The organism is Streptomyces sp. NRRL WC-3605 (assembly GCF_001509795.1).
Lineage (GTDB): Bacteria > Actinomycetota > Actinomycetes > Streptomycetales > Streptomycetaceae > Streptomyces > Streptomyces viridochromogenes.
Genome location: NZ_LLZN01000013.1, coordinates 1 through 26,401 on the forward strand (window position 1 = coordinate 1; position 26,401 = coordinate 26,401).

Annotated in this window: 24 protein-coding genes and 3 tRNA genes; 15 read left to right on the forward strand and 12 right to left on the reverse strand. The window is 71.7% G+C overall.

The features are described from left to right. Positions 1-269: 269 nt before the first annotated feature. The 3 genes from ADL34_RS04280 (at position 270) to ADL34_RS04290 (ending at position 1,433) form a co-directional block, all read left to right on the forward strand. On the forward strand, positions 270-635 hold the full coding sequence (locus ADL34_RS04280) for a hypothetical protein (RefSeq protein ID WP_062665074.1): 366 nt from the start codon (positions 270-272) through the stop codon (positions 633-635). Positions 636-766: 131 nt separating this feature from the next. Beyond that, the gene (locus ADL34_RS04285; protein WP_062665076.1) at positions 767-1,369 is read left to right on the forward strand and encodes a bifunctional DNA primase/polymerase; all 603 of its coding nucleotides are present in this window, start codon (positions 767-769) and stop codon (positions 1,367-1,369) included. Then, positions 1,360-1,433: transfer RNA gene (locus ADL34_RS04290), tRNA-Lys, on the forward strand. The genes ADL34_RS04285 and ADL34_RS04290 overlap by 10 nt, the downstream gene beginning before the upstream one ends. Before the next feature lie 126 nt (positions 1,434-1,559). Here ADL34_RS04290 and ADL34_RS04295 read toward each other — a convergent pair. Next, on the reverse strand, positions 1,560-2,924 hold the full coding sequence (locus ADL34_RS04295; RefSeq protein WP_079034014.1) for a M6 family metalloprotease domain-containing protein: 1,365 nt from the start codon (positions 2,922-2,924) through the stop codon (positions 1,560-1,562). Between the two features lie 345 nt (positions 2,925-3,269). On the opposite strand from ADL34_RS04295, the gene ADL34_RS04300 reads away from it, so the two are divergent. Continuing rightward, a complete protein-coding gene (locus tag ADL34_RS04300) occupies positions 3,270-5,090 on the forward strand; it encodes a putative bifunctional diguanylate cyclase/phosphodiesterase (RefSeq protein ID WP_062665078.1) in 1,821 nt (606 codons plus the stop codon). Positions 5,091-5,099: 9 nt separating this feature from the next. Here ADL34_RS04300 and ADL34_RS04305 read toward each other — a convergent pair whose 3' ends face one another. The 3 genes from ADL34_RS04305 to ADL34_RS04315 all read right to left on the reverse strand — a co-directional run bounded on the left by ADL34_RS04305 (position 5,100) and on the right by ADL34_RS04315 (position 7,860). After that, positions 5,100-6,203, reverse strand: a complete 1,104-nt coding sequence (locus ADL34_RS04305) for an LLM class flavin-dependent oxidoreductase (protein WP_062665080.1) — start codon at positions 6,201-6,203, stop codon at positions 5,100-5,102. Between the two features lie 96 nt (positions 6,204-6,299). Then, positions 6,300-7,031: an aspartate/glutamate racemase family protein gene (locus tag ADL34_RS04310; RefSeq protein WP_062665081.1), complete on the reverse strand. Its 732-nt coding sequence runs from the start codon at positions 7,029-7,031 to the stop codon at positions 6,300-6,302. Between the two features lie 37 nt (positions 7,032-7,068). Beyond that, on the reverse strand, positions 7,069-7,860 hold the full coding sequence (locus tag ADL34_RS04315) for an aspartate/glutamate racemase family protein (protein ID WP_062665283.1): 792 nt from the start codon (positions 7,858-7,860) through the stop codon (positions 7,069-7,071). A gap of 216 nt (positions 7,861-8,076) precedes the next feature. Here ADL34_RS04315 and ADL34_RS04320 point away from each other — a divergent pair, with 216 nt between their 5' ends. Next, positions 8,077-9,045 carry a D-2-hydroxyacid dehydrogenase gene (locus tag ADL34_RS04320; protein WP_062665083.1) on the forward strand — a complete coding sequence of 323 codons (969 nt, stop codon included), beginning with the start codon at positions 8,077-8,079 and terminating at the stop codon, positions 9,043-9,045. A gap of 30 nt (positions 9,046-9,075) precedes the next feature. Continuing rightward, the gene (locus tag ADL34_RS04325; RefSeq protein ID WP_062665085.1) at positions 9,076-10,509 is read left to right on the forward strand and encodes an amidase; all 1,434 of its coding nucleotides are present in this window, start codon (positions 9,076-9,078) and stop codon (positions 10,507-10,509) included. Here the strand turns inward: ADL34_RS04325 and ADL34_RS04330 are convergent. Next, positions 10,486-10,980, reverse strand: coding sequence for a DUF3830 family protein (locus ADL34_RS04330; RefSeq protein ID WP_062665285.1), 495 nt, complete (start codon positions 10,978-10,980; stop codon positions 10,486-10,488). The two genes, ADL34_RS04325 and ADL34_RS04330, sit on opposite strands and share 24 nt — an antisense overlap. A gap of 97 nt (positions 10,981-11,077) precedes the next feature. On the opposite strand from ADL34_RS04330, the gene ehuB reads away from it, so the two are divergent. The 6 genes from ehuB (at position 11,078) to ADL34_RS04360 (ending at position 15,246) form a co-directional block, all read left to right on the forward strand. Then, a complete protein-coding gene (gene ehuB / locus ADL34_RS04335; protein WP_062665087.1) occupies positions 11,078-11,983 on the forward strand; it encodes an ectoine/hydroxyectoine ABC transporter substrate-binding protein EhuB in 906 nt (301 codons plus the stop codon). Beyond that, positions 11,980-12,681 (forward strand): ectoine/hydroxyectoine ABC transporter permease subunit EhuC, encoded by a 702-nt coding sequence (ehuC, locus tag ADL34_RS04340; RefSeq protein ID WP_062665088.1) that lies wholly within the window; start codon positions 11,980-11,982, stop codon positions 12,679-12,681. The genes ehuB and ehuC overlap by 4 nt, the downstream gene beginning before the upstream one ends. Continuing rightward, positions 12,678-13,328 (forward strand): ectoine/hydroxyectoine ABC transporter permease subunit EhuD, encoded by a 651-nt coding sequence (ehuD, locus tag ADL34_RS04345; RefSeq protein ID WP_062665090.1) that lies wholly within the window; start codon positions 12,678-12,680, stop codon positions 13,326-13,328. Before ehuC ends, ehuD begins: the two co-directional genes overlap by 4 nt. After that, positions 13,318-14,136 carry an ectoine/hydroxyectoine ABC transporter ATP-binding protein EhuA gene (ehuA, locus tag ADL34_RS04350; protein ID WP_062665092.1) on the forward strand — a complete coding sequence of 273 codons (819 nt, stop codon included), beginning with the start codon at positions 13,318-13,320 and terminating at the stop codon, positions 14,134-14,136. The genes ehuD and ehuA overlap by 11 nt, the downstream gene beginning before the upstream one ends. 170 nt (positions 14,137-14,306) lie before the next feature. Then, the gene (locus tag ADL34_RS04355; protein WP_062665094.1) at positions 14,307-15,065 is read left to right on the forward strand and encodes an IclR family transcriptional regulator; all 759 of its coding nucleotides are present in this window, start codon (positions 14,307-14,309) and stop codon (positions 15,063-15,065) included. Positions 15,066-15,172: 107 nt separating this feature from the next. Further along, a tRNA-Lys gene (locus tag ADL34_RS04360) sits at positions 15,173-15,246 on the forward strand. A 62-nt stretch (positions 15,247-15,308) separates the two neighbouring features. Here the strand turns inward: ADL34_RS04360 and ADL34_RS04365 are convergent. The 4 genes from ADL34_RS04365 to ADL34_RS04380 all read right to left on the reverse strand — a co-directional run bounded on the left by ADL34_RS04365 (position 15,309) and on the right by ADL34_RS04380 (position 19,240). Then, complete coding sequence (locus tag ADL34_RS04365) at positions 15,309-15,824, reverse strand: DUF3592 domain-containing protein (protein WP_063892254.1); 516 nt, start codon at positions 15,822-15,824, stop codon at positions 15,309-15,311. Between the two features lie 93 nt (positions 15,825-15,917). Further along, complete coding sequence (locus ADL34_RS04370; protein ID WP_062665095.1) at positions 15,918-16,523, reverse strand: lytic polysaccharide monooxygenase auxiliary activity family 9 protein; 606 nt, start codon at positions 16,521-16,523, stop codon at positions 15,918-15,920. Between the two features lie 119 nt (positions 16,524-16,642). Next, on the reverse strand, positions 16,643-17,773 hold the full coding sequence (locus tag ADL34_RS04375) for an SPFH domain-containing protein (protein ID WP_062665097.1): 1,131 nt from the start codon (positions 17,771-17,773) through the stop codon (positions 16,643-16,645). A gap of 120 nt (positions 17,774-17,893) precedes the next feature. Then, positions 17,894-19,240, reverse strand: coding sequence for a peptidoglycan-binding protein (locus ADL34_RS04380; protein WP_062665099.1), 1,347 nt, complete (start codon positions 19,238-19,240; stop codon positions 17,894-17,896). A gap of 184 nt (positions 19,241-19,424) precedes the next feature. Between ADL34_RS04380 and ADL34_RS04385 the strand changes: the two genes are divergently transcribed. The 3 genes from ADL34_RS04385 to ADL34_RS04395 all read left to right on the forward strand — a co-directional run bounded on the left by ADL34_RS04385 (position 19,425) and on the right by ADL34_RS04395 (position 23,885). After that, positions 19,425-19,498 (forward strand) — tRNA-Lys (locus ADL34_RS04385). Positions 19,499-19,944: 446 nt separating this feature from the next. After that, positions 19,945-21,951 (forward strand): glycosyltransferase family 2 protein, encoded by a 2,007-nt coding sequence (locus tag ADL34_RS04390; protein ID WP_062665101.1) that lies wholly within the window; start codon positions 19,945-19,947, stop codon positions 21,949-21,951. Continuing rightward, on the forward strand, positions 21,948-23,885 hold the full coding sequence (locus ADL34_RS04395; RefSeq protein WP_062665102.1) for a kelch motif-containing protein: 1,938 nt from the start codon (positions 21,948-21,950) through the stop codon (positions 23,883-23,885). The genes ADL34_RS04390 and ADL34_RS04395 overlap by 4 nt, the downstream gene beginning before the upstream one ends. A gap of 70 nt (positions 23,886-23,955) precedes the next feature. On the opposite strand, the gene ADL34_RS04400 is transcribed toward ADL34_RS04395, so the two are convergent. From ADL34_RS04400 to ADL34_RS04410, 3 genes are all read right to left on the reverse strand, one after another. Next, on the reverse strand, positions 23,956-24,984 hold the full coding sequence (locus ADL34_RS04400) for a glycoside hydrolase family 6 protein (RefSeq protein ID WP_062665104.1): 1,029 nt from the start codon (positions 24,982-24,984) through the stop codon (positions 23,956-23,958). An 89-nt stretch (positions 24,985-25,073) separates the two neighbouring features. Then, complete coding sequence (locus ADL34_RS04405) at positions 25,074-25,739, reverse strand: class F sortase (protein WP_062665105.1); 666 nt, start codon at positions 25,737-25,739, stop codon at positions 25,074-25,076. A gap of 2 nt (positions 25,740-25,741) precedes the next feature. Then, the gene (locus ADL34_RS04410; RefSeq protein ID WP_062665108.1) at positions 25,742-26,302 is read right to left on the reverse strand and encodes a hypothetical protein; all 561 of its coding nucleotides are present in this window, start codon (positions 26,300-26,302) and stop codon (positions 25,742-25,744) included. Between the last annotated feature and the right edge of the window lie 99 nt (positions 26,303-26,401).

Genomic DNA, 26,401 nt, shown 5'->3' on the forward strand with positions numbered 1-26,401 from the left:
ACCCTCGCCAACCTCGTCATCAGCATGCACAGGCACATCGTCCCAGACGCCGAACCAGCACCCATCTACCTTGACCAGAGACATAGGGGCACCCCCCCGGAACATCCCGGGCCCCCGCCGCCTTGAAGAGCGTGGAGCGGACCGGCGCACGCCCCGGTGCCCCCTTGCGCGGGCGCGGGACAATGGACGATGGACCGGTTCGCCGCGGTGCGCGCCCGCGTGGGTGGGTATCGGTACCGGGGATCGGTGACGTACGAGGAGGACACGACATGGCGGAGCCCACGCCGCGCAGGAACGAACCGCGGCTACGCCCCGCGCCCCTGCTCTTCGAGCCCACCCAGGCGGCGGCCGACCCGGAGCACTTCTTCGACCTGGAGTCGATCGACGACCCGCGGGCCCTGCTGGCCCGGGCGACCGAGCTGACGCAGGCGTTCCGGGCGGCGACGGACCGCGCGATGGAGTTCCAGGCCATGGCGGCGGCCCAGCTCGCGGATCCGCGGCGGTTCGACCGGCTGACGACCGCCGACATCGCCGAGCGGGCCGAGTGGACCGAGGACTACGCGAAGAAGATGGTCGAGTTCGGCAGGGACCTGCTGCGCGGCGTGGAGGGCGCGGGGACCGTCGACCCCGTGTGACCGCACGCCGTGACCTCGATGACCCGGCATATGCCAGGAGGGCGGGCAAGATACCCGCTCACGCCCTCCCCTGTCCCGCCTTTCGGCAACCCAGCGATACGGACTGCTCACCGTCGGTAGATGTAGACGGCATGAGCAGCACACGGGACGCACTCTTCCAGGACGACCGCTGCGACGTCACCGGGGTCACCCGCGACGGCGCCGCCTGGCTCGCCTCCGCAGGAACGTATCCGCGCAGCACGCTCGCCCTCTGGCGGGAGCGCCCGCAGGCCCCGGTGGTCCTGCCGTGCGGTTCGGTCTTCGACGTCGTCAGCGCGCCCGCCGTCTTCGGGCGCCGCATGCTCGACCGGCTGTGGAACGACGGCCCGGGCTCCGGACCCGTCGCCGCCCATCGCGGGCGGCTGCTGATGTTCGCCGCTCCGGGCACCGCCCAGCGCCTGCCCTCCCTGCTGCGCTGGGAGGATTTCGGCCGCACGGAGGGCATTCCGCCCCTGCTGTGCCACGGCGCCGGCGACGCGGTGACCGTCCCCGCCGCGACCGACGCGCACACGTCCGCCGAGGCCCCGCGCGACTCCCGCTGGCTGGTGGCGCCGGACACCCGTAATCCCTGGTTACCGGGCCCGGAGGTGCTCCTCTGGGCGGCCGTGCGGGCGGCTCGGGCGACCGTGCGGATATCGATTTTTCCCCACGCGGATCAGGGTGCTAAGGTCTACGACGTCAGCAGGCGCCGCTAGCTCAGTTGGTTAGAGCAGCTGACTCTTAATCAGCGGGTCCGGGGTTCGAGTCCCTGGCGGCGCACAGACAGTGAGAAGCCCCTCGCGCGAGCGGGGGGCTTCTCACATGCCTGAGACAGGCTGCCCGGGCGCACCGTCCCACGCGGCGCGTTCGTGATCCGGTCGCGCGACCCCGGGCCGGGCGCGGGCGCTACCTCACGGTCGTGATCTTCACCGTCCACGCCCCCGAGACGGACCGCCCCTCCACCTCCACCCGCACCCCGTCCTCCGGCACGGTGAAGCTCTCGCCGAGCCCGACCGGCGCGTCCGCGAGCGGCGGATACACGGACTCCTCCCAGCACGCCTCGCTGCGCGGATGGGCGTCGACCACCTCCACGGACCCTCCGCCGGACTCGGTGTGGCTGCGCACCCGGTAGACCAGCACGCCCTCCCGGCACGCCTGGACGTCGTTGCCCGCCGGGCTGCGGACCTCGAAGGCCAGGGCGCTGTCGGCCCCGGTGCGGACGACGGCGAGCTTGATGCCGTTGCCCAGCCCGAACCCCGGGACCGTGCCGGGCGTGCCGGAGAACCCGGGCGCCCCGGCGGCGCCCACCGGCACCGGGACGCCCGCGCCGGCCGCCAGCGGCTCCAGGGTGAGCCGTGTCGAACCGGAGCCCATGCCCCGTACGCACACGACCTGCCGCGGGTCGAGCCAGCCCAGCTTCCACTTGTGCCAGGCGAACAGGTCGGGTGCCATCCCGAACTGGCTGCCCATCAGGTCCCAGTCCCCGACGTAGGTGTCCCAGTCGCCCTTGCCGTCCACCGGGCGGTGGTAGAGGTCCGGCAGGTCGAAGACGTGGCCGGTCTCGTGCGCGAGGACCAGGCGGTCCGGCGGATGGTTCTCGAAGACGGTGACGACCCGCCGGATGTCCGTGCCGTCGGCCCGCAGCGGCCGCTCCAGGTTGACGACCTTCGTGGCGTCGGAGTCGACGCCGGGCGCGTCCGGGTCGGCGACGAAGTACACGATGTCGTAGCGGGAGAAGTCCACCTCCGGGTCCGCCGCGGCGAGCGCGTCCCGCAGGTAGGCGGCCCGGTCGGCGGCCCGCCAGTCACGCTGTATGGCGTACGCCGTCGACGGCTTCGGCATGCGCAGCCAGTGCCCCATCGGGTGGGCGCGCAGGCTGAACCTGCCGTAGGAGGCGCGTTCGAAGAAGTGGCTGGTGGCCGGGAAGTGGTCGGCGGCCAGTTCGGCGGGCGTGGTCTGCGGCGGGGAGTCCGGGAAGGACAGGAACACCATCACCGCGTCCAGCTTCCGGGTGGGCCGCGGATAGGCGGCGTTCCAGGTGTCGAGGCCCTCGGAGTGATGGGCGTCGGTGCGGGCGAGGGCGCAGGGCGCCGCGTCGAACGGTTCGGCGGACGAGGGACCCGCGATCAGCGAGGTGGCCGCGAGCGCCGACATGGTGGTGAACACCGCGGCGGTGCTGCGCAGTCGGCGCCGGTCCCGCGGCAGGCCCGGCCCACGGAGCAGGGGGAACTGACGCGGCACGACGACCTCCGGGAGCGGTTCGCGGGACACCGCACCCAGCCTGTGTCGGATTGTCGTACTACGTCCTGTTCAGCTGCACCGGACGGGTGAGAGTGCTCAGGAACCGTCAGGGCGACACCCCGGTTCGCTCACGGAACGTCACAACTGGTCGAAGGCCCAAAGAAGCCGTCCACGTGCGGGCAGAAACGATCTGGCGCGAGCGCGGCCCGTGTGGGAACACTGGGCAGTAGGTGGAAGGCCTCTGAGCCAGCCTCTATGATCGGCACACTTTCCTGACACTTTCCTGCACGGACACGGCCCGGCGACCGGATCGCCACCCGGCCACCCATTCCGATGAGACCCATCCGAAGATCGAGTGCACTGCGGGAGCGAGCGGTGAGCGGAACGTCCGAAGGGCCGGCGCCCGCGGCAGACCTCATCGGGCCGGCCGTCACAGAGAGTGGTGAACTGCCGTCCCCCGGTACCGGCGGGCCGCCCTATGCCGCCGTCTTCCGCGCGGCGCCGCTGGCGATGGCGGTGGTCGACCGCGAGGGCCGGGTGACCGGGGCCAATCCCAGCTTCGCCGACCTGCTCGGCACCGGGGACGACGAGCTGGCCGGGTCGGTCGCCGCCGACCTGGTGGACCTCGCCTCCGACGCGCGCACCTGGCACGCGTACCGGGAGGTGCTGCGCGGCCGGCAGGCCGAACTGCGCTGCACGCGCCGCCTCAAGCACCCCGACGGGCGCTCGCTGTGGGCCCGGGTCACCGTGGCGCCGCTGCCCGGCGAGGAGGCGGACGCCGTGCTGCTGTCCGTCGCCGACATCACCGCCCACCGCGAACTCCAGGCCCGGATGCGGCACTTGCAGATGCACGACCCGGTGACCCGGCTTCCCAACCGCACCCTCTTCTTCGAACGGCTGTCGGCCGCGCTGGAGGTGGAGTCGTACGACGAGAGCGGCAGCACCGGACGGATCGGCCTGTGCTACCTGGACCTCGACGGCTTCAAGGCGATCAACGACACCCTCGGGCACCGCATCGGCGACAAGCTGCTGGCCGCCGTCGCCGAACGGCTCACGCGCTGCGCCGAGGAGGCCGGGCGCAGCCGGTCGATCCCGCCGCTGGTCGCGCGGCTCGGCGGCGACGAGTTCGCGCTGCTCGTGGAGGATTCGACGGGCACCGACCAACTGGCCGATCTCGCCGAGTCGTTGCTGGAGGCCGTCCGGGAGCCGTTCGACCTGCCCGGGCGGCGGCTGTCGGTGTCGGCGTCGATCGGCGTCGTGGAACGGCACGCGGCCGGCACCACCCCGACCGCCCTGATGCAGGCGGCCGACACCACGCTGTACTGGGCGAAGGCCGACGGCAAGGACCGCTGGACGCTCTTCGACCCCGAGCGCAGCGCGCACCTCATCACGCGTCAGGCGCTCGCCGCCACGCTCCGGCCGGCCATCGAGCGCGGGGAGTTCGCGCTGGAGTACCAGCCGCTGGTGAGCATGGAGGACGGACGGCTGCGCGGGGTGGAGGCGCTGGTCCGCTGGAACCACCCGCAGTTCGGTGTGCTGCCGCCGAATCGGTTCATCGGACTGGCGGAGGAGGACGGCTCGATCGTGCCGCTCGGCCGCTGGATCCTCGCGACGGCATGCCGGCAGGCCGTCGAGTGGCAGGCCGCGCACCCCGGCGAACCACCGATCTTCGTCAGTGTGAACGTGGCCGTGCGGCAGGTCTGGGACTCCGACCTGGTGACGGACGTGGCTCAAATCCTGGAGGAGACGCGTCTCGAACCCCGGCTGCTCCAGCTGGAGCTGACCGAGTCGGCCGTGATGGGCTCGGCCGGACGGCCGCTGCGGGACCTCCAGGCGCTCAGCGACATGGGCGTGCGCATCGCCATCGACGACTTCGGCACCGGCTACTCGAACCTGGCGTATCTGAGCCGGCTGCCGGTGTCCGTGCTGAAGCTGGACGGCGCCTTCGTCCGCGGCTTCCAGTACGAGGGCGACGACACGGCGGCGGTCACGCCGAACCCGGCCGACGAGGTGGTGGTCGAGGCGATGATCCAGCTCGCCCACCGGCTGGGCCTGACGGTCACGGCGGAGTGCGTGGAGACGCTGGCGCAGGCCTCACGGCTGCGGCGGATCGGCTGCGACACCGGCCAGGGGTGGCTGTACTCCCGGCCGGTGTCCCCGGACCGCATCTCCGAGCTGCTCGGCGTCAAGGTCTGACGGAACGGGTCAGGCCGCCGGCAACCCGTAGGCGCCGGCGATGAGTTCGTAGGAGCGCAGCCGGACGTCCATGCCGGGGGCGTTGCTGGTGAGCATCAACTCGTCGGCGCCGGTGCGCTTCTGCAGGTCGTCCAGTCCGGCGCGGACCTCGTCGGGCGTGCCGTGGACGACGTTGGCGTTCCAGGAGTCGGCGAAGTCGCGTTCCATCTCGGTGAACTCGTAGCGCTCCGCCTCCTCCACCGACGGGACGAGGCCGGGGCGGCCGGTGCGCAGCCGGATCATGCTGAGCGCGGCGGCCTTGAGCTGGCGCCGGGCCTCCTTCTCGTCGTCCGTGGCGAGGGTGCCGACGCCGATGAGCGCGTACGGCCGGTCGAGGACGCCGGAGGGCCGGAAGCTCTCCCGGTACAGGTCGAGCGCCGGGACGGTGTTGCGCGCCGAGAAGTGGTGGGCGAACGCGAACGGCAGGCCGAGGACGCCGGCGAGCCGGGCGCTGAACCCGGAGGAGCCGAGCAGCCAGACGGGCGGCCGGTGGGTGGACTGGACACCGCCGGGCGAGGTCCCCTGCACGGGGCCGGGGACGGCGTGGATCCGCCGGTAGGGGTGCCCGTCGGGGAAGTCGTCGTCGAGGAAGCGGATCAGTTCCGCGAGCTGCTCGGGGAAGTCGTCGGCGCCCTCGTTGAGGTGGTCCGTGCGGCGCAGGGCCGCCGCGGTGGCGCCGTCGGTGCCGGGCGCGCGCCCGAGGCCCAGGTCGACGCGCCCCGGCGCCAGCGCCTCCAGCGTGCCGAACTGCTCGGCGATGACCAGCGGCGCGTGGTTGGGCAGCATCACGCCGCCGGAGCCGAGGCGGATGCGCTCGGTGTGGGCGGCGAGGTGCGCGAGGATCACGGCCGGGGACGAGGAGGCCACGCCCGGCATGGAGTGGTGCTCGGCGACCCAGTAGCGGTGGAAGCCGCGCGCCTCGGCCAGCCGGGACAGCTCGACGCTGGTGCGCAGGGCGTCGGTGGCGGTGTGGCCCGCGCTGACCGTGACGAGGTCCAGCACGGACAGCGGCGTCGGTGCCGTGCCGTGTGCCGTGCCCCGGATCCCGTCGGCCCCGGTGTCGTCTGCGGCCACGTCTTCCTCCTGCGATATCGCCCTGCGGTGTGCGTAGGGCGGTAACAGGAGGGGGTCTCCGCTTTATTCCCTGGGCCGCGGCGGTCGCGGGACGGATCACACCTGCACGATCGGCTCCCGGGTGAAGAGCGCGCCCAGGGCCGGGGCGTGCACCCGGCGGTCGGTGAGCCGCAGCCCCTCCCAGACGGTGACCTGGTTGGCGGTGAGGACCGGCTTGCCGAGGGCCTCCTCCAGGGCCGGGACGTGGGAGGCGGTGTGCAGGGCGGTGTCCGGCAGGAGGACCGCCTCGGCGTCGGCGTGGTCGGCCTCCCGCGCCAGCGCGAACAGCTCCTTCTCCTCCCAGGTCGCGACCTCGGCCGCGGTGACGATCCCGGCGCCGCGCACCGCGACGACGTCCGCCCCGGCGGCCTGGAGGAACTGGGCGAAGAGCCCCGCCACGTCGTCCGGGTAGGTCGCGCCGACCGCCACCCTGCGCACCCCCAGCTCCCGCATCGCGTGGACGAAGGCGAACGACGTCGACGACGCCGGCATGCCCGCCGCCTGGGCCAGGGAGCGCACCTGGTCGTGGGCGCCCTCCCAGCCGTACACGAAGCTGCCGCTCGTGCAGGCCCACACGACCGCCTCGGCGCCGGTCAGCCGCAGCTCCTCGATGCCCGTCGCGAGCTGCTCGGCGGACCCCATCCTCAGCAGCGCGTCCACCCGGTGCGCGTCCTCACCGATGTCGGTGTGCACCACGTCGAGCCGGATGTCGCTGGCGAGCAGCTGCTCGACGCGCGGGTAGTCGTCCTCGGCGGAGTGGCCCGGGTAGAGGAATCCCAGTGCGGTCATGTCGGCCTTTCTGCTGGTCGGTGCTGACGTCGGGCTGCTACTGCTGTTCCTGTTCGGGCACGTCCGGCACGTCCGGGAGGACCGGGCCGCCGCGCGCCGCCGGATCGATCAGCGCCTGATACGGTCCCACCGCGCGGGTACCCAACCGGCGCAGCGCAGCCCACATCGTCACCTGGTTGGCCGAGATCACCGGTATGCGCAGCTCGGCCTCCAGCTGCGGGAGCACCTCGTAGGTGGGCAGATTGGTGCAGCTGATGAACAGGGCGTCGGCCGGCGCGCGCACGGCCCGGTGGGCCATCTCGGCCACCTCCCGGTAGGGCACCTTCCAGATGTGCCGGGTGAGCCCCATGTACGCGCACCCCGCGACGGCTACCCCGGCCTCCGCCACGTACTCCTCCAGGGACCGGGTCACCGACTCGGTGTACGGCGTCACCAGCGCCACCCGCCGGACCCGCAGCTCGGCCAGCGCCTCCAGCAGCGCCCCGGAGGTGGTCACCGCGGGCACCGCGCCGGCCCGGGTCATGGCCTCGCACATCGCGCGCTCGCCCGCGACTCCGCCGACGAAGCTGCCCGAGGTGCAGGCGTAGGCGACCACTTCGGGGCTGATGGCGGTCAGGGTGCGCACTCCGTCGCCCAGCGTCTCGTGCTCGCTGACCAGCCGCGCCAGATCGAGACCGACCTCGACCGGCACGAACGGTGTCCGTGTCAGATGCAGGGAGACCTCGTCCGGGACCCACCGCCACAGCTCCCGGTCCAGCGCGAAGTCGAAGGGGGCGACGACACCGACACCGCGTTGCGGGCGGGGTCCGCCGAGGAAGGAGATGTCCATGGCGTCCATGGCGGGCACCGTCCTCACTGCGAGATACGGCTGAGCAACGGACCGTGCGTGCGCCCGTGTTGACGAAGGTAGGTTCGGGTGCGAGCGTGGTCAAACCTCGCATGTCAGACGGCCCGTGACCCCCAGTGGAATCCGCGCGACCGCACCCGCACCCGCCCAGGAGCCGGCCCCGGCCCCGCCGCCCCACACCTCCGGAAGCGACCCCGCATGACCCCACCCGTCCCGTCCGCGTCCCGGCCCACGCTCCTCGTGCTCGACGCGGACCCCCTGCCCCGGCTGGGCCGTCTCACCGGACGCGTCCGCATCGAGCACGCGGACGCCGGCACGCTCGCCGACCGGCTCCCGCACGCGGACGTCCTGCTCGTGTGGGACTTCACCTCGCACGCCGTGCGCCACGCCTGGCCCGGCGAGGGGCCCCGGCCGCGCTGGGTGCACACCGCGAGCGCGGGCGTCGACCATCTGATGTGCCCGGAGCTCACCGCGTCCGACACCGTGGTCACCAACGCGCGCGGCGTCTTCGACCAGCCGATCGCCGAGTACGTGGCCGCGCTGGTGCTGGCGATGGCCAAGGACCTGCCGCGCACCCTGGACCTCCAGCGCGCCCGGGAGTGGCGGCACCGCGAGGGGCAGCAGGTGGCGGGCACCCGCGCGTGTGTCGTGGGCTCGGGTCCCATCGGCCGGGCGATCGCCCGCACGCTGAAGGCTCTGGACGTGACGACCGCGCTGGTGGGCCGGGTCCCGCGGACCGGCATCCACGGACCCGAGGACCTGGACCGGCTGATCGCGCGCGCCGACTGGGTCGTCGCGGCGGCGCCGCTGACCGGGCAGACCCGCGGGATGTTCGACCTGCGGCGTTTCGGCGTCATGCAGCCCTCGGCCCGGTTCATCAACGTCGGGCGCGGGCAGCTCGTCGTCACGGAGGCGCTGGCCGAGGCGCTGCGGAAGCGGTGGATCGCGGGGGCGGCGCTCGACGTCTTCGAGGACGAACCCCTGGGCCCGGACAGCCCGTTGTGGGAGGTGCCGGGGCTGCTCGTCTCACCGCACATGAGCGGGGACACGGTCGGCTGGCGCGATCGGCTCGGCACCCAGTTCGTGGAGCTGTACGAGCGCTGGGAGGCGGGCAGACCGCTGCTGAACGTGGTGGACAAACAGCGCGGGTACGTCCCCGGACGCTGAACCGCGCACGGACACGGGCCTGGAGGGCGCATGACGGAACTCGCCGGACTGACCGCCGTACAACTCCTCGACGGATACCGCACCGGGCGGTTCGACCCGGTCGACGCGACCCGCGCCGCGCTGGAGCGGGCCGAGCGGATCCAGCCACGGGTCAACGCGTTCGTCCGGCTGACGGCCGAGGAGGCCCTCGCGCGGGCCGCCGAGTCCGCGCGGCGGTGGCGGGACGGCACACCGGCCGGGCCGCTCGACGGGGTGCCGGTCACGGTGAAGGACATCCTGCTGACGCGGGGCGCGCCGACGCTGCGCGGCTCCCGGACCGTGCCGGAGCGGGGCCGCTGGGACGAGGACGCGCCGTCGGTGGCCCGGCTGCGCGAGCAGGGCGCCGTGTTCCTCGGCAAGACGACGACGCCCGAGTTCGGCTGGAAGGGCGTCACCGACTCACCGCTGTCCGGCGTCACCCGCAACCCCTACGACCTGTCCCGCACGGTGGGCGGCTCCAGCGGGGGCGCCGCCGCGGCCGTGGCGCTGGGCGCGGGACCGCTCGCCCTGGGCACCGACGGCGGGGGCAGCGTCCGTATCCCGGCGGCCTTCTGCGGTGTCTTCGCGCTGAAGCCGACGTACGGGCGGGTCCCGCTGTACCCGGCGAGCGCCTTCGGCTCGCTCGCGCACGTCGGCCCGATGACCCGGGACGCGGCCGACGCGGCGCTGCTGCTCGACACGATCGGCGTGCCCGACCCCCGCGACGGGTCGGCGCTCCCGACCGCGACCCGGTCCTTCGCGGCCGCCCTGGCGGACGGCGTGCGAGGGCTGCGGATCGCCTACTCGCCGACGCTGGGCGGCCAGGTGGCGGTTCGTCCGGCGGTGGCGACGGCGGTACGGCGGGCCGTGGAGCGGCTGGCGCACCTCGGGGCGTACGTCGAGGAGCGCGACCCCGACCTCACCGACCCGGTGGAGGCCTTCCACACCCTGTGGTTCTCCGGGGCGGCCCGGGTCGTCCAGCACCTCGGACCGCGCGAACGCGCCCTCCTGGACCCCGGACTGCGGGAGATCTGCGCCCTCGGCGCCCGGCACAGCGCGCTGGAGTACCTGGCCGCCGTGGACGCGCGCCGGGACCTGGGCCGCCGGATGGGCCGCTTCCACCTGTCGTACGACCTGCTGGTCACGCCCACCCTGCCGATCACGGCGTTCGAGGCGGGCGCGGAGGTGCCGAAGGGGTCCGGGCACCGGCGGTGGACCGGGTGGACGCCGTTCACCTACCCGTTCAACATGACGCAGCAGCCCGCCGCCTCGGTCCCGGTGGGCCTCGACGCCGACGGACTGCCCGTGGGCCTGCAGCTGGTGGCCGCCCGGCACCGGGACGACCTGGTGCTGCGCGCGGCGCACGCGCTGTACGAGGCGGGGGCGGCCGGAGTGCCGGCGCCGCCCTCCGCACCCGGCGGGTCAGAGCCTGCGGAAACGCAGTGACTCCCCGGCGGCCCCCGTCCGCCACAGGTCGTTGCAGCCGTCGGCCATCGCCTCCAGACCGTCCACGACCTGGCCCCAGACGATGCCGGGCACCCAGCCGACGTCACCGTTGAGGAGCAGGTTGTTGCGCTCGTAGAACAGGGCCAGGTCCACCACGGTCGTGCCGGGGCGGACCTCCCGGTCGTAGCCGTAGGCGGAGGTGCCGAGTTCGGCACCGGCGAAGGAGAAATAGCACAGATCGCCCGGAATGGGAGTGACGGTGGGGTTCTCCAGGGGTGGTTCGGTCTCCGCGAAGGGCGGGAAGAGGGCGTAGATCTCGTTGCGGGCGTACTTGGCGTGGTAGACGTCGCCGGACAGCGGGAGAGATTTCCAGACGGCTTCACAGGTGAGCGGCGCCCGGTCGTCGAGGAGTCGGGCCGTGCAGCTGATCCCGCGCTCGACCAGGGAGATCTCGAGGTATCGGTCGGCCATGTCCCCCATGGTCCCGCCCCGGTCAAGACCGCCCGACCGCCGAACGGGGCCGAAACTGGCCGGAATACCTCGCATCGCTTCGGGTAGCCGCGCCGCCATGGCTCCACCTAATGGGAACGACAGAGACACATCAGGGACCACACGCCGGTCGCTGCTCGCGGGGGTGGCGGCGCTCGGTGTGCTGGGGGCCGCGGGCTGCTCGCGCGTGGCCACCGCGTCGACGAAGGACGGCGGTGACCTGCTCGAACGACTGCGTGCGGCGGGCGTGGTCCGGCTCGGCATCGCCGGCGAGATACCCTTCGGATACATCGACAAGAACGGCGAACTGACCGGCGAGGCGCCGCAGTTGGCCAAGGTCATCTTCAAGCGGCTGGGCGTCGACCGGGTCCAGCCGGTCCCCACCGAGTTCGGCTCGCTCATACCCGGCCTGAACTCCCAGCAGTTCGACGTCGTCGCGGCCGGGATGTACGTGAACCCCGAGCGCTGCGAGCAGGTCATCTTCTCCGACCCCGACTACCAGATGCTCGACGCCTTCATCGTGCGCAAGGGCAACCCGATGGGCCTGCACGACTACAAGGACGTCGTCGAGAAGAAGGCCAAGTTCGCCACCGGCACCGGGTACGCGGAGATCGCGTACGCCGTCGAGGCCGGGTACGAGGAGAGCGACATCCTGATCGTGCCCGACCAGGTCGCCGGCCTGAACGCCGTCGAGGCCGGCCGGGTCGACGTCTTCGCCGGGACCGCGCTGACCACCCGCGAGGTCGTGAAGAAGTCCTCCAAGGCGGAGTCCACCGAACCCTTCAAGCCCCTCGTGGACGGCGAACCGCACGTCGACGGCGGCGCGTTCGCGTTCCGGCCCACCGAGACCAGGCTCCGGGACGCCTTCAACCGCGAACTGGCCGAGCTCAAGAAGAGCGGCGAACTGCTCCGCATCCTCAAGCCCTTCGGTTTCACCGAGGACGAGATGACGGATCTGACCGCGAAGGAGCTGTGCGGCGGATGACCTCGGGACTGTGGGAACTCGTACTGAAGGGCGTCTGGGTCACGATCCAGCTGCTCGTCCTCAGCGCGCTGCTGGCGACCGCCGTGTCCTTCGTGGTCGGCATCGCGCGCACCCACCGGCTGAAGTTCGTCCGCTTCCTGGCGGGCTTCTACACCGAGGTGTTCCGCGGGACCTCGGCACTGGTGATGATCTTCTGGGTGTTCTTCGTGCTGCCTCCGGCCTTCGGCTGGCAGCTGGTGCCGCTGTGGGCGGGCACGCTCGCCCTCGGCCTGACCTACGGCGCGTACGGCTCGGAGATCGTGCGCGGCGCCCTCGCCGCGGTCGACCCGGCCCAGCGTGAGGGCGGGATCGCGCTCAGCTTCACGCCCTGGCAGCGGATGCGGCTCGTCCTGCTGCCGCAGGCCGTGCCGGAGATGATCCCGCCGTTCTCCAACCTGCTCGTGGAACTGCTGAAGGGCACCGCCCTCGTGTCGATCATGGGCATGGGCGACCTGGCGTTCAGCGGCAACCTGGTGCGCCTCGCGCTCCAGGAGAGCGCGGAGATCTACACGTACATCCTGCTCATCTACTTCGTGATCGCCTTCGCCCTGACCCGGATGATGCGCGGCCTGGAGAAGCGGCTGAAGGCCGGGGTCGGCAAGGCGCCGAAGAAGGAGACCGCCGCCGTGCGCGTGCCCGAGGGAAGTGGTGTCTCGTGAAGTGGGACTGGAGCGCCGTCTCCGACTTCATGCCGTACTTCTGGGACGGTCTGCTGGTCACCCTGCAGATCCTGGTCCTGGGCTCGCTGATCTCGTTCGCGCTGGGACTGGTGTGGGCGCTGCTCATGCGGGTGCCCACGCGCTGGGTGACCTGGCCGGTGGGTGCCGTCACCGAGTTCGTCCGCAACACCCCGCTGCTGGTGCAGCTGTTCTTCCTCTTCTACGTGCTGCCCGAGTGGGGGATCACCGCCTCGGCGCTGACCACCGGCGTCTTCGCCATCGGGCTGCACTACTCGACCTACACCATGCAGGTCTACCGGGCCGGCATCGAGGCCGTGCCGGTGGGCCAGTGGGAGGCGGCGACGGCGCTGAACCTGCCGCTGCGCCGGACGTGGGCCGTGGTGATCCTTCCGCAGGCCGTCCGCCGGGTCGTGCCCGCGCTGGGCAACTACGTCATCTCGATGCTGAAGGACACGCCCCTGCTGATGGCGATCACCGTGCTGGAGATGCTCGGCGAGGCACGGCTGTTCGCCCAGCAGAACTTCCAGTTCACCGAGCCCCTGACGGTGATCGGCGTTGCCTTCATCGTCATCTCCTACCTGGCCTCCCTTGCCCTGCGAGCCCTGGAGCGACGCCTTGTCCACTGACACCCACGCCCCGTTCGAGAAGCAGCCCGAGAAGCCCGGGGGAGCCGGGGACGCCACCGCTCCGCGCAGCACCGGTGAGCTGATCCGCCTGGAGCGGGTCACCAAGCGGTTCGGGGACCACACGGTCCTGGACAACCTGGACTTCTCGGTCGACGCCGGCAAGCACGTCACCCTCATCGGCCCGTCCGGATCGGGCAAGACCACGATCCTGCGGCTGCTGATGACCCTGCTGAAGCCGGACGAGGGCCGGATCACCGTCGACGGGGACCAGCTGTACCCGGCCCCCGAGAAGCAGGTCCGCGAGATCCGCAAGAAGATCGGCATGGTCTTCCAGCAGTTCAACCTGTTCCCGAACATGAGCGTGCTGCGGAACATCACCGAGGCCCCGGTCACCGTGCTCGGCATGTCCAAGGACGAGGCGGAGGTGCGCGCGCGGGAGCTGCTGGAGATGGTGGGCCTGACCGACAAGTGCGACGCCCGCCCGACGCAGCTGTCCGGCGGGCAGCAGCAGCGGGTGGCGATCGCGCGGGCGCTGGCGATGCGCCCGCAGGTGCTCCTGCTGGACGAGGTCACCTCGGCCCTGGACCCGGAGCTGGTCGCGGGCGTCCTCGACGTGCTGCGGGACATCGCGCGCAGCACGGACATCACCATGCTCTGCGTGACGCACGAGATGAACTTCGCCCGGGACATCTCGGACCAGGTCCTGATGTTCGACTCCGGCCGCGTGATCGAGTCCGGCAGCCCGGAGAAGATCTTCAACGACCCCGAGAACGAGCGCACACGGGAGTTCCTCGGCGCTGTCCTGTGACGTCACCCCGGTCCCATGACCGTGGCATGTGCCAGAGTGCCGATGCCGCAGTTGAGGGGGCCGGAATCTCGTCAACGACCGCTCGCCACGGCCCCCTTGGCCGCTATCGTGAAGGGGACCGGCTGACCAGAACCCGCATCGGGAAGCAATGTGCGACCGCAGGGGGGACCGTGGCGCTGCAGCACGAGCCGACGACGCCGTACCACTCGGCACAGGACGCCCTGCGCGTCCTGGAGACGGTGGTCCGGCACGGCACCGGAGTCACCGGCACGGAACTCGCCCGGCACACGGGCATCGGCCAGGAGCGCCTGACCGGCCTCCTGCGGATGCTGCGCCGGGAGGGGTACGTCGAGCAGGTGACCGACGGGGCGTACGTCGCCGGGGAGGCGCTGGCCCGCCTCGGCTCCGCGGAGAGCCGGGCGCGGGCCCTGCGGGAGAACCTTCAGCGCACCCTGGACCGGCTGCGCGACTCGGTCGGCGCGGCCGTCTACGTCAGCCGGTACGTCGACGGGGAGATCCGGATCGACCAGTTCGCCGCCGGTCCGGCCACCCCCGTGGTCAACGAGTGGGTCGACTTCCGCTACTCGGCGCACGCCACGGCGATCGGCAAGAGCCTGCTCGGTCAGCTCGACCACAACGGGCGCCGGGACCATCTGTCCCGGCACAAGATGGCCCGGCTCACCTCGCGCACGATCACCAGCGACAAGGTGCTGCTGTCCCGCCTGGAGTCCCAGCCGCCGACGGTCCCGCACCTCGACCTGCAGGAGTACGCGGTGGGCACGGTCTGTGCGGCCGTACCGATCACGGCCGGTTCCTCGGTCGGCTGCCTGGCCCTGTCGCTCCCGGTACGCCACGCCCACCGCCTGCGCCAGGCGGCGGACGCCCTCAACCGCAACGCGGCCCCGGTGCTCCTGTCCCTGGCGATCTAGGTCCAGGAGGCACCGGCCCAGGTGGTCAGAAGCACCCCTCAGAACCGGGTATTATTTTCTTCGTCGCCAGCCGCGGGAGCAGTGAGAACGCGGTCGGCGCGAGTCATGCGCCGCTAGCTCAGTTGGTTAGAGCAGCTGACTCTTAATCAGCGGGTCCGGGGTTCGAGTCCCTGGCGGCGCACACCGGAAGGGCCTCTCGTGGGAGCGGGGGGCCCTTCGACATGTCCGCCCACGAATACGGCCTCACGGCGTCATCGTCACCCCGTCGATCACCACCATGTCGCCCCCGTCTCCCGTCTCCTCCCCGAAACCGAACTCGGCCGTCATCGACTGGTACGAGACCAGGAGGGTGACGCAGACCACCGCGGCCGCGCCGAGGACGGCCAGGGTCCCCAGGGTGGACGCCGCCAGACCGAGGCGGCCGGGCCTGCGGGCCGTGGCGGCGATCCTGGCGCCCTCCGTGTAGTGGACGGTGACGAAGTCGCCCTGCACCGTCGTCGCCGGGCCGCCCTCCTCCTCGAAGCGGACGACGCGGCCGTCGCGCGCGGTGAACTCGTACACGTGGTGCAGCGTCGTGTGCACCGAGGTGTCGCGCCCGCCCCCGTGCGTGGTCGTGAACGTCCGCAGACAGCGGCCCTCCGCCGTCAGCCCGCTGTTCCAGGCGGCGCGGATCTGCCACGAGCGGTGCGTCACGCGGAAGCCGATGAAGAGCACGACCGCCAGGATGAGGCAGGGCACGATGTAGAAGAGTGCGTCCATGACGATGGTCCCCCGAGGTCAAGGCGCCGGCCTCGAACGGCCGGCGTGGCAGGAACCTACCCACGCCGGCCGTGACCTTGACTCAAGGGAACCTCAGAAGCTGACGTCCGAGCACGCGTAGAACGCGTTGCCGGTGTCCGCGATCGTCCACACCGCGAGGATCACGTGGTGGCCGCTCAGCCCGGTCGGCAGCCGCCCGCTGTGCGAGAGGGTGGACGGCGGGCGCTGACCGTTGTACGGGACCGTGAAGAACGGCGTCAGGTTCAGGTCCGAGCGGGACAGGTTGTGGTTCTGGTTCCAGCCCTGCTTGGTGACGTAGTACCGGAAGTCGGTCGTGGCGTGCATGGCCGTGAACTGCCAGCGGAACGTGTAGTTCTGACCGCCGGTCACCCTGGTGGTGGGCCAGGCGGCCCCGGACGGCGTCTTGGGCGCGCTCAGCTGGCTGAACTGGCCGAGTCCGCCGTTGCAGATCTGCCCGTCGGCCGGTCCGCCGCCGGGGAAGCCCTTCGGGCCCTCGACGCTCTGCGGCTCCCACTGGATGGACCCGCAGTTGGCGACGGTGCCGTTCTGGCACAGCTTCTGACGGCTGACGGGGAGGTCGGTGTACCCGTGCCCGCTCGCGCCCTGGGTGGACAGGGCGAGGGCTCCGGCCGTGGTGAGTCCGAGCGCGGCGGCGTACAGCTTGGTCCTTCTGCGCATGCTGCTGCTCCTGGGAACGTGGGGGAGGTTCGGTGAGCTTGCAGGTCTAGACCAAGTCCCAGATTATTGCTGACGCTTGAACATGTCCATACCAATAGCGGGCCCTGTTCGACACCCCGTCAGCCCGCCGTCTCCCCCCGCCCCGAGCAGAACGCCACCGTCAGGTCCTTCACCAGCGCCTTGCGCTCGTAGTCGTCCAGGTCGACCAGGCCCCGCGTGGTCAGCCGGGTCACCGTGTCCTCCACCGAGTCCACGACCGACGTGAGCACGGTCGCCCGGTTCTGAGCGTCCAGCACCGCGATCCGGCGCCGGTTCATGGCGGCGGCCACCTCCGGGGCGTACTCCACCCGCAGCGGCCGTACCGAGAACACCTCGAGCCCCACCGCCCCGGCGTCCCGCACCACCAGCCGGGTCAGCGCGTCCCCCGACGCCTCCACCGCACCCCGGGAGGCACCCGGCGTCTCCACCGGCACCCGCGCCAGCGCCGCCTCCACGCACTCGCGCAGATACGACTCGTGGTCCTCGACCGCGAGCGTGGCCCGCGCGGTGTCCCGCACCCGCCACACCACCAGCACGACCGCCCGCAGCGCGACCCCGCTGCCGTCGGCCGCCTGCATCGGCTCGCTGCGCCAGTGCCGCAGCCGTACGTCGACCCGGCGGCGCAGCAGCAGCGGGTTGACCCACAGCAGGCCGGTGCGCCGCACGGTCCCCCGGTAGCGGCCGAACAGCCCCAGCACCCAGGCCCCGCCGGTCCGCCCGCGCGCCAGACCGCCGAAGCCGAACAGGCCGAGCGCACCGGCACCGGTGTACGCGGCCCACTGCGCCGGCCCGAGCCCCGCCCCGGCGGCCGCCGGCAGCCCGAGCGCGTGCACGGCCGCCGCGGGCAGCACCCCCGCCCACCAGGAGGTGGCCAGCGCCCCGGCCGCCGCGCACACCCCCGCGATCAGTCCGACCGCACCCGGCAGCACCCGGGCGGGCCGCTCCACCAGCTCCGGGTCGACCCGGAGGTCGGGGCGTGGCTTCGGCTGCACCGGCCGGCGCACTCGGGGCTGCTCCCCCGTGCCCTGCCGGCGGGCGACGACCGTCGGACGCAGCGGCACCGGCACCGGGTCCGCCTCGTCACGGAAGAGCAGATGGACGGGGATCTCGGTGGTCGACTCGTTCTGGATGAGCCGTGCGGGCCGCACGGGCGGCTCGGCCGGCCCGTCGAACCCGTCGGGCTCCGGGGTGTGGGACGTGGTCGTGGTCACGCGTTGCCTCCAGCCTCCGCGCCAGATGCGTCACAGGGAATGAGGGTGCGGCGCCCGGCGCGCGCACCCGGTGTCCGGACCGCCCCTCGGTCCGGTGCGCGCCTCGGCGCGCCGGGTCGGCTACGCGAACAGCCGCCGCCAGGTCTCCGGCCCCGGGTAGCCGTCCGCCGCGCCGCCCCGCCAGCCCTGGGCGCGCTGGAAGGCCTCGACGGCTCGCCGGTCGGCCTCGCTCCAGCGCGGCCCCGGCCCGGACCTGTAGTACGTGCCGAACCCTTTCTTCACCAGCCGCTCGCCGAGCCTGGTGACATGGGCGTTCTCCGCGCCCGGCCGGAACGCGGCCCGCCCCGGATAGCCGGCCACCCCGTGCGAGGCGGGCTGCTCCGGCGCGCCCGCCCCGCCCTGGACGTCCCTGCCCTTACCGGTGACCAGCAGCTTCCAGGTCGCCGGGCCGGGCAGCCCGTCCGCGTCCTGGCCCCGCCAGCCCTGGGCCCGCTGGAACGCCTGGGTCGCGCGGCGGTCGGCGTCGGTCCAGCGCGGGCCGGGGCCCGCGGTGTAGTAGCGGCCGGCGCCGCGTTCGACGAGCATGCGGCCCAGCCGGGTGACGTGCTTGTTGTTGGCCCCGGGGCCGAAGTAGGCCCGCCCCGGGTAGGGCACCGCACTCGCCGGTTCGGCCGGCCCCGCCGGCTGCTGCGGCTTCGGCTGCTCGGGCCCGGCGGTCTCCGGCTCCGCGCCCGCCGTGCCCTTCACCAGCCCCTTGTAGCGGTAGGCGACATAGCGGTCGGAGTGGCTCCAGTAGGCGTACGGCGTGGTCTGGCGGCGCGCATGCGGGGGCGCCGACTCGTAGGCGACGTAGGACGACTGGGTGTGGTCCGTCCAGCCGCCGAAGATCACGACGTGCGAGCCCTTCTGGGGGTCCGCCGGATTGTGGAACAGCAGGATGTCGCCGGGCTGGAGATCCTCCTTCTTGATACGGACGCCGTACTGGGCGAGGCTTCCGGTCCATTCGTTACCGGGCAGGCTCCAGGCCATCGAGACGAATCCGGAACAGTCCTGCCGGTATCCGTCCGACCAGAATTTGTACATGCTGTACGGCACCTTCGCCGCGACCCATTTCTTCGCCCGGTTGATGATCTCCGTACGGGTGGTGGCGGGGGTCTCCGTCGCGGTGGCCGGGGCGGCCGGCGCCCCGCCGGGACCGTGCAGCGGGGCTTTGCGGCCCTGCGGGGTGCTGGGCTCGTCACCTGCGGGGACGCCCGGCCGGTCGGGGGCCTGGGGGGCGGCCGCCGCGGCCGTGTGAGCGGCGGCGAGCGTGCTGGTCGCGGCGGCGGCGAGCACCAGGGCCCGGTAGGCCGCCGGGTGGCGGCCGGTCGTGGAATGCGGCAGGACACGCCGCCAGTGGACGCATCCCGGGCAGTCGCAGTCACTCGCCGGATCGAATTCCTCGAACACCGGAGTCCGAGTTTCCATGCGATTCCCTTCACACTCCAGACGGAACATTCCTCGGCTGTGCACCTCGACAGTTTCCCAACTGTCGCCGGGACCCGCATGTTGACGGTCCGAATGGTTTACAGGCCCCTCCTCCGGCCCCGGCGCCGCGCGGCGGGTGGTCGGGAGCACCGGCGAAGGTCATGTAGAGTGACGACGTCAGCAGGCGCCGCTAGCTCAGTTGGTTAGAGCAGCTGACTCTTAATCAGCGGGTCCGGGGTTCGAGTCCCTGGCGGCGCACAGACGGTCCGGAAGCCCCTCGCTCGCGCGAGGGGCTTCCGGCGTTCCCGCACCTTGTGTCCACGACTGTGTCCACGACGGCCACACGCGGCCTCCACAGCTGCCACAATGGGCGCGTATGACCGGTAAACACCGCGTTTCGCATCTTGCGATCATGCGGACCCGCGTAGAACCCTGGGGTGGGGTTTTTCACGATGCTGCGCATACGCGGCAGTTGGGGGGCAAGGAGCCGGTTGCCGGTTTTCCGGGGAGCAGGGGGCCCCGTTTCACGACCGCATGCCGAGGGGGGCATGATGCAACCGGAAGGTCGCGTTTCCATGTCTAACGTGTGGAAGATGTGGTGACCGCGGCCCGCCACTGATACGCCTGTGAAGGTCGAGGGGGATCGACACAGTCGTAAACGGAACCGACAGACACGCGGTGACCTGCGTGTGGGGGGATGACTCATGACGTCGACGCCGACGGGCGCCCGGCGGGACTTCGACCCGTCACAGACCACCCAGTTGAGGGTGCCGACGCACCGGACCGGGGCCTTTCGCCGGATAAAGAAGACGCTGCCGAAGTACGACTACGAGCACTACAGCCGGCTGGCCGGTCCCCTCACCCAGCCCGACCCGAACAAGCCGTACCGGGTCCAGTACCGCTCGCTGATCTCGCAGGAGCCGCACCGCATCCGGGTCGCCCTGATGCTGGCCGCGGCCCCGGTGCTCTCGCTGGTCCTGCTCTTCTGGCTGCTCCAGCCCGAGCACTGGACCGAGCGGGACTACCCGGCCTTCGACTGGCTGCCGGCGCTCGACATCGTGATGCTCGTCTCGATCGGCCTGATCGAGTTCTTCCGCTGCATGAACGTGCTCTCCAACGCGCACGCCACGCTGGTCGCCCGCGACCCGATCCCGGTGGTGCCGGAGACCGGCACGAGAGTCGCCTTCCTCACCTCCTTCGTGCCCGGCAAGGAGCCGCTGGAGATGGTGACCAAGACCCTGGAGGCGGCGGTCAAGCTGCGCCACCGGGGGCTGATGCACGTCTGGCTGCTCGACGAGGGCGACGACCCCGCGGTCAAGGAGGTGTGCGCCCGCCTCGGTGTGCGCCACTTCTCCCGCAAGGGCATCGCCAAGTGGAACCAGGCCAAGGGCCCGCACCGCGCCAAGACCAAGCACGGCAACTACAACGCCTGGCTCGACGCGCACGGCGACGACTACGACTTCTTCGCCTCCGTCGACACCGACCACGTGCCGCTGCCCAACTACCTGGAGCGGATGCTCGGCTTCTTCCGCGACCCGGACGTCGGCTTCGTCATCGGCCCGCAGGTCTACGGCAACTACGACAATTTCGTCACCAAGGCCGCCGAGTCCCAGCAGTTCCTCTTCCACGCCCTCATCCAGCGCGCGGGCAACAAGTACGGCGCGCCGATGTTCGTGGGTACGTCGAACGCCGTACGCATCAAGGCGCTGAAGCAGATCGGCGGCCTGTACGACTCGATCACCGAGGACATGGCGACCGGCTTCGAGATCCACCGCCACAAGAACCCGGCCACGGGCCGCAAGTGGCGTTCGGTCTACACTCCGGACGTGCTCGCCGTCGGCGAGGGCCCGAGCGCCTGGACGGACTTCTTCACCCAGCAGATGCGCTGGTCGCGAGGGACGTACGAGACGATCCTCAAGCAGTACTGGAAGGGCTGGTACTCGCTGCCGCCGAGCAAGCTCTTCAACTACACGATGATGATCATCTTCTACCCGATGTCGGCCCTCAACTGGATCCTGGCCGCGCTGAGCTGCGCGCTGTTCCTGGGCCTGGGCGCCTCCGGCGTGAACATCGACCCCACGATCTGGCTGATGCTGTACGGCAACGCCTCGGCCCTCCAGATCGGCCTGTACGTCTGGAACCGCCGCCACAACGTCTCGCCGCACGAGCCGGAGGGCTCCGGCGGTGTGGCCGGCATGGTGATGTCCGCGCTGTCGGCGCCGCTGTACGCCAAGGCCCTGATCGACTCGGTGCTGCGCAAGAAGAGCAAGTTCGTGGTCACGCCCAAGGGCGACTCCGCGAGCCCCGACCGCTGGTTCGGCACGTTCCGGTACCACTGGTACTTCATCGCGATCTTCGGTGCCTCGATCACGGCGGGATTCGTCTACGGGCACTCCCACCCGGCGATGATCATCTGGGCGACGTTCGCCATGCTGATCACCGCGACGCCGATCTTCGCCTGGCGCTACATGCTGCGGCAGGAGAAGAAGAAGCCCGCCGCGCACGCTGCCCGGCCCGCCGGGAGCGGGCAGCAGGACGCGGCGCCGGCAGCCGGCCCGGCGGTGCCGTACCAGCCGCAGCCGCTGCCCTCGCACGCCACCCCGCACGCGCCCCACGGTCAGCAGAAGCCGACCTGGGCCGCGCAGGGCGGTGGCGGCAACGACCAGACGATGCAGATCGCCCTTGGTGGACTTGGGGGACGTAAGGAATGAAGGACCGTGCAGGCCGCCGCCGCGCCCGTCGACTCGCGATAGGCACGGCGGTGGTGCTCGCGCTGGCCGGAATGAACGGGCCGTGGCTCTATCGCGTCGGCACCGAGAAATACCACCAGTACCAGATCAACAGACCCGAGTACAAAGCCGCGAACGGCAAGTGGGAGATCGTCGAGTTCCCCGAGGAGTACCGCCAGAACACGATCCACGCGGCGCTCCTGCACACCGGCAAGGTGCTGCTCATCGCCGGCTCGGGCAACAACCAGGACAACTTCGACGCGAAGCAGTACGACACCCGGATCTGGGACCCGGTCAAGGGCACCATCAAGAAGGTGCCGACGCCGAACGACCTGTTCTGCACCGGCCACACCCAGCTGTCCAACGGCAACCTGCTGATCGCGGGCGGCACCAAGCGGTACGAGAAGCTCAAGGGTGACGTCACCAAGGCCGGCGGCCTGATGATCGTCCACAACGAGAACCCGGACGAGCCGATCACGCTGCCCGCGGGCACCAAGTTCACCGGCAAGGAGAACGGCAAGACGTTCGTCTCCAAGGACCCGGTGCTGGTGCCGCGCGCCAAGAAGGTGTTCGACAAGGTCACCGGCGAGTTCCTGCGCAACGACCCCGGTCTCGGCCGGATCTACGTCGAGGCGCAGAAGCAGGGCACCAAGTACGAGACGGGAACCCAGGACAACTACCGCATCCAGGGCCTGTCGGGCGTCGACGCGCGCAACACCTACGGCATCGCGCAGAAGCTCGCCCTCGACAAGAAGGACTTCCAGGGCATCCGGGACGCCTACGAGTTCGACCCGGTCGCCGAGAAGTACATCAAGGTCGACCCGATGCACGAGGCCCGCTGGTACCCGACGCTCACCACCCTGGGCGACGGCAAGATCCTCAGCGTCTCCGGCCTCGACGACATCGGTCAGCTGGTGCCGGGCAAGAACGAGGTGTACGACCCGAAGACCAAGAAGTGGACGTACCTCGACAAGACCCGGCAGTTCCCGACGTACCCGGCGCTGTTCCCGCTGCTGAACGGCAAGATCTTCTACTCGGGTTCGAACGCCGGCTACGGACCGGACAACGTGGGCCGTGACCCGGGCATCTGGGACGTGGACACCAACAAGTTCACCAAGCTGCGCGGCCTGAGCGACGCCAAGCTGATGGAGACGTCCGGCACCGTGCTGCTCCCTCCCGCGCAGGACGAGAAGTACATGGTGATCGGCGGCGGTGGCGTCGGCGAGTCCAAGGAGTCCAGCGAGAAGACCCGGCTGATCGACCTGAAGGACGACGACCCCGCCTTCGTGGACGGGCCGTCGCTGGAGAAGGGCACACGCTACCCGCAGACCTCGGTGCTGCCGGACGACTCCGTGCTGGTGTCCGGCGGTTCGGAGGACTACCGGGGCCGGGGCGACTCCAACATCCTCCAGGCGCACCTGTACCGGCCGGGCGCCAAGGAGTTCGACCGGGTGGCCGACCCGCTGGTGGGCCGCAACTACCACTCGGGCTCGATCCTGCTGCCCGACGGGCGCGTGATGTTCTTCGGCTCGGACTCGCTCTACGCCGACAAGGCCAACACCAAGCCGGGCAAGTTCGAGCAGCGCATCGAGATCTACACGCCGCCGTATCTGTACCGGGACGCTCAGCCGTCGCTGTCGGGCGGCCCGCGCACCATCAAGCGCGGCGGGACGGGCACCTTCACCTCGCAGCACGCCTCGGCCGTGAAGAACGTACGGCTGATGCGGCCGAGCGCGTCCACGCACGTCACGGACGTGGACCAGCGGTCGGTGAAGCTGGACTTCCGGGCGTCGGGCGACAAGCTCACGGTGACCGTGCCGACGAACCGCAACCTGGTGCCGTCGGGCTGGTACATGCTCTTCGTGACGGACGACCAGGGCACGCCGTCCAAGGCGCAGTGGGTCCGGGTGCCGTAGCGCTCCCGTGGCCGTACGGACGACGGCCCCGCACCTTTCGAGGAGGTGCGGGGCCGTCGCGTTCAGCGGGTCACTTGCCGGCCCGGGCCAGTCCGAGGGCGTACTTCGCCCACCACTGGCCGGCCTTCGGGCCGCCCTTGCACTCGCCGTCCGACTCTCCGGGGCGCTTGACCCAGACGAACGCGTCGACCAGCGGGTCCGGCGTCTTCGTCGTCGGGGTCTCGCCCAGGGCGCGGCCCGGCGGGTTGCACCAGCGCTCGTTCGGGTCGCCGCCCGTGTAGGGGCCGTTGCCGTTGCGGCTGGTGTCCACGACGAACGGCTTCCCGCCCACGCGGGTGGAGAGCTGCTTGCCGTACGCGATGGAGTCCTTGGTCGTGTAGAAGTTCGAGACGTTCACCGCGAAGCCGTCGGCCCGGTCGACGCCCGCCCACTTCAGCGGCTCGAAGATCTGGTCCGGGTGCCCCCAGCCGGCGTTGCCCGCGTCGAGGTAGACCTTCGTGTTCTTCAGCGACTTGAGCTTGGCGATGGCGCCCTTGAGGAGGTCGTAGCGCTCCTCGTGGAACTCGTCCGGGGTGCAGCCGTCCACCAGGTGAAGCACGGCGTCCGGCTCCAGGACGATCGTGGCCCCCCGGTCGCCGATGCCCTTGGCCACCCCGTCGATCCACTCCCGGTAGGTGTCGCCGTCGGCGGCGCCGCCCTGCGAGTACTGGCCGCAGTCGCGGTGCGGGATGTTGTAGAGGACCAGCAGCGCGGTGCGGTCCGCCTTGGCGGCGGCCTCGGTGTACCCGCGCGCCTCGTCCTCCGGGTTCTCCGGGCCGATCCACTCGCCGGTCGGCTGCTCCGCGATCTTGCGGATCTGCTCGGCGTCCTCCTTCTTGCCGTCCTTCTCGTACGCGGCCACCTGCTCGGCCGCGTTCCCGTCCGGGTTCACCCAGAACGGGTTCCTGTCCTTGGGCTGTTGGCTGATCCGGGCGGCGTTCTCGCCGTCCGGTGTGTCGCCGTCCCCGGAGGAACATCCCGCGATCAGCAGTGCCGCCCCCAGCAGCACGGCCGACGTGCGCGCACGAGCGACCCCCCAGGCCCCCCTCTTCTGGTACATCCAGCTCCCCCTCGGGTGCACTCTTCCGAGGCTCAATCCTGACATACCCGGTGGCGGGCCACGTGAGGTCCACGTGCCCCTCGCCGGGGCTACTCGCGGCCGGTGAGATAGGCGGATACGACGAGGTTCGCGGAGTACGTCCGGGTGGCCCGGTCGAAGGTGCCGGCGCAGGTGATCAGGCGCAGTTCGGCGCGGCCGGGGCGGTGCGGGCCGTACACCCACCCGGCGTCGAACTGGTCGCGCTCCACCGTCCGGACGTCGTCCACGGTGAACTCGGCGACCCGGCCGCTCGCGCGCAGCACCCGCACCCGGGCGCCCGGCCGGAGCGCGGCGAGCCGGTGGAAGACCGCCGGGCGGGTCTCGGTGTCGGTGTGACCGACCATCAGCGCGGCCCCCTCGGCCCCGGGTGCCGGCCCGGCCGCGTACCAGCCGATGGCGGCCGCCTGCCGGTACGGGGGCGGGTCGACGGCGCCGTGCGCGTCGAGGCCGCGGGCGACGACGGGGGCGCGTACGCCGAGCGCCGGGATCTCGACCCGCTGCGGCAGGGCGTCGGCGAGGGGCCGCGCCGCGGGGGGCAGCCGTACGTCGGGCGGCGGGCCGGCGGGGATCGGCGTGCCCGCGGCGGGCGGGGAGGACGGGTGCGGCCGCACGTCCGTGACCTCCCAGCCCCACAGCCACAGTCCGAGCAGCAGCGCCACCCAGACCGTGCCGGTGAGCAGGCGGCCGCCGAGGCCGGTGCGTTCGCGTGCGGTCACGGTCAGCGGGGGCGCCGGCTGCGGCGGGCGCTGCGCAGCGCCACGGCGGTCGCGGCGACGCCGGCGAGGACGAGTCCCGTCACGGTGTGCGCGGTGCCGGGTCCGGCTTCGCGGGCGTCGACCATGGCGAGGCGGGTGGCGCCGCCTCCGCCGGCCCGGACGGGGGCGGTCGGGCTGGCGGCGGGCGAGGGCGGGGCCCCGTGGCGCTGGGCGCCGGCCGGGCCTGCCGCGCGGCGGGCGACGGTGACGGAGCCTGTGCGGGTGGTGTCGCCGCAGCGGACGCGCACGTCGTAGCCGCCGTCCTTCGCCGTGGAGCGGACCCGGCTCTCCCCGCCGAGGGCGCCGTCCTCACCGACGGTCAGGGCGGCGTCGGCGACGAACGCCGGGGAGGTGGCGGTGGCGGTTCGGCCGGGGCATCCGCTCACCCGGAGGGCGACGTCGTCGCCGGGGGCGGCGGTCGAGGGGCCGACCGAGACACCCCCGTCCGCCGCGTGGGCCGCCGGGACGGCGCTCACCGCCCCCAGGGCGGCGAGCGCACTCAGGGTGACGCGCAGTGATCCCATCGTGAACCTCCAGATACAGGGAGGCTCCCCCGGTGAGGCGGGCCCCGCATCCTGGGCGGGGCCCGCATTGCTCCATCCGGGTCGGATCAGGCCCGTACG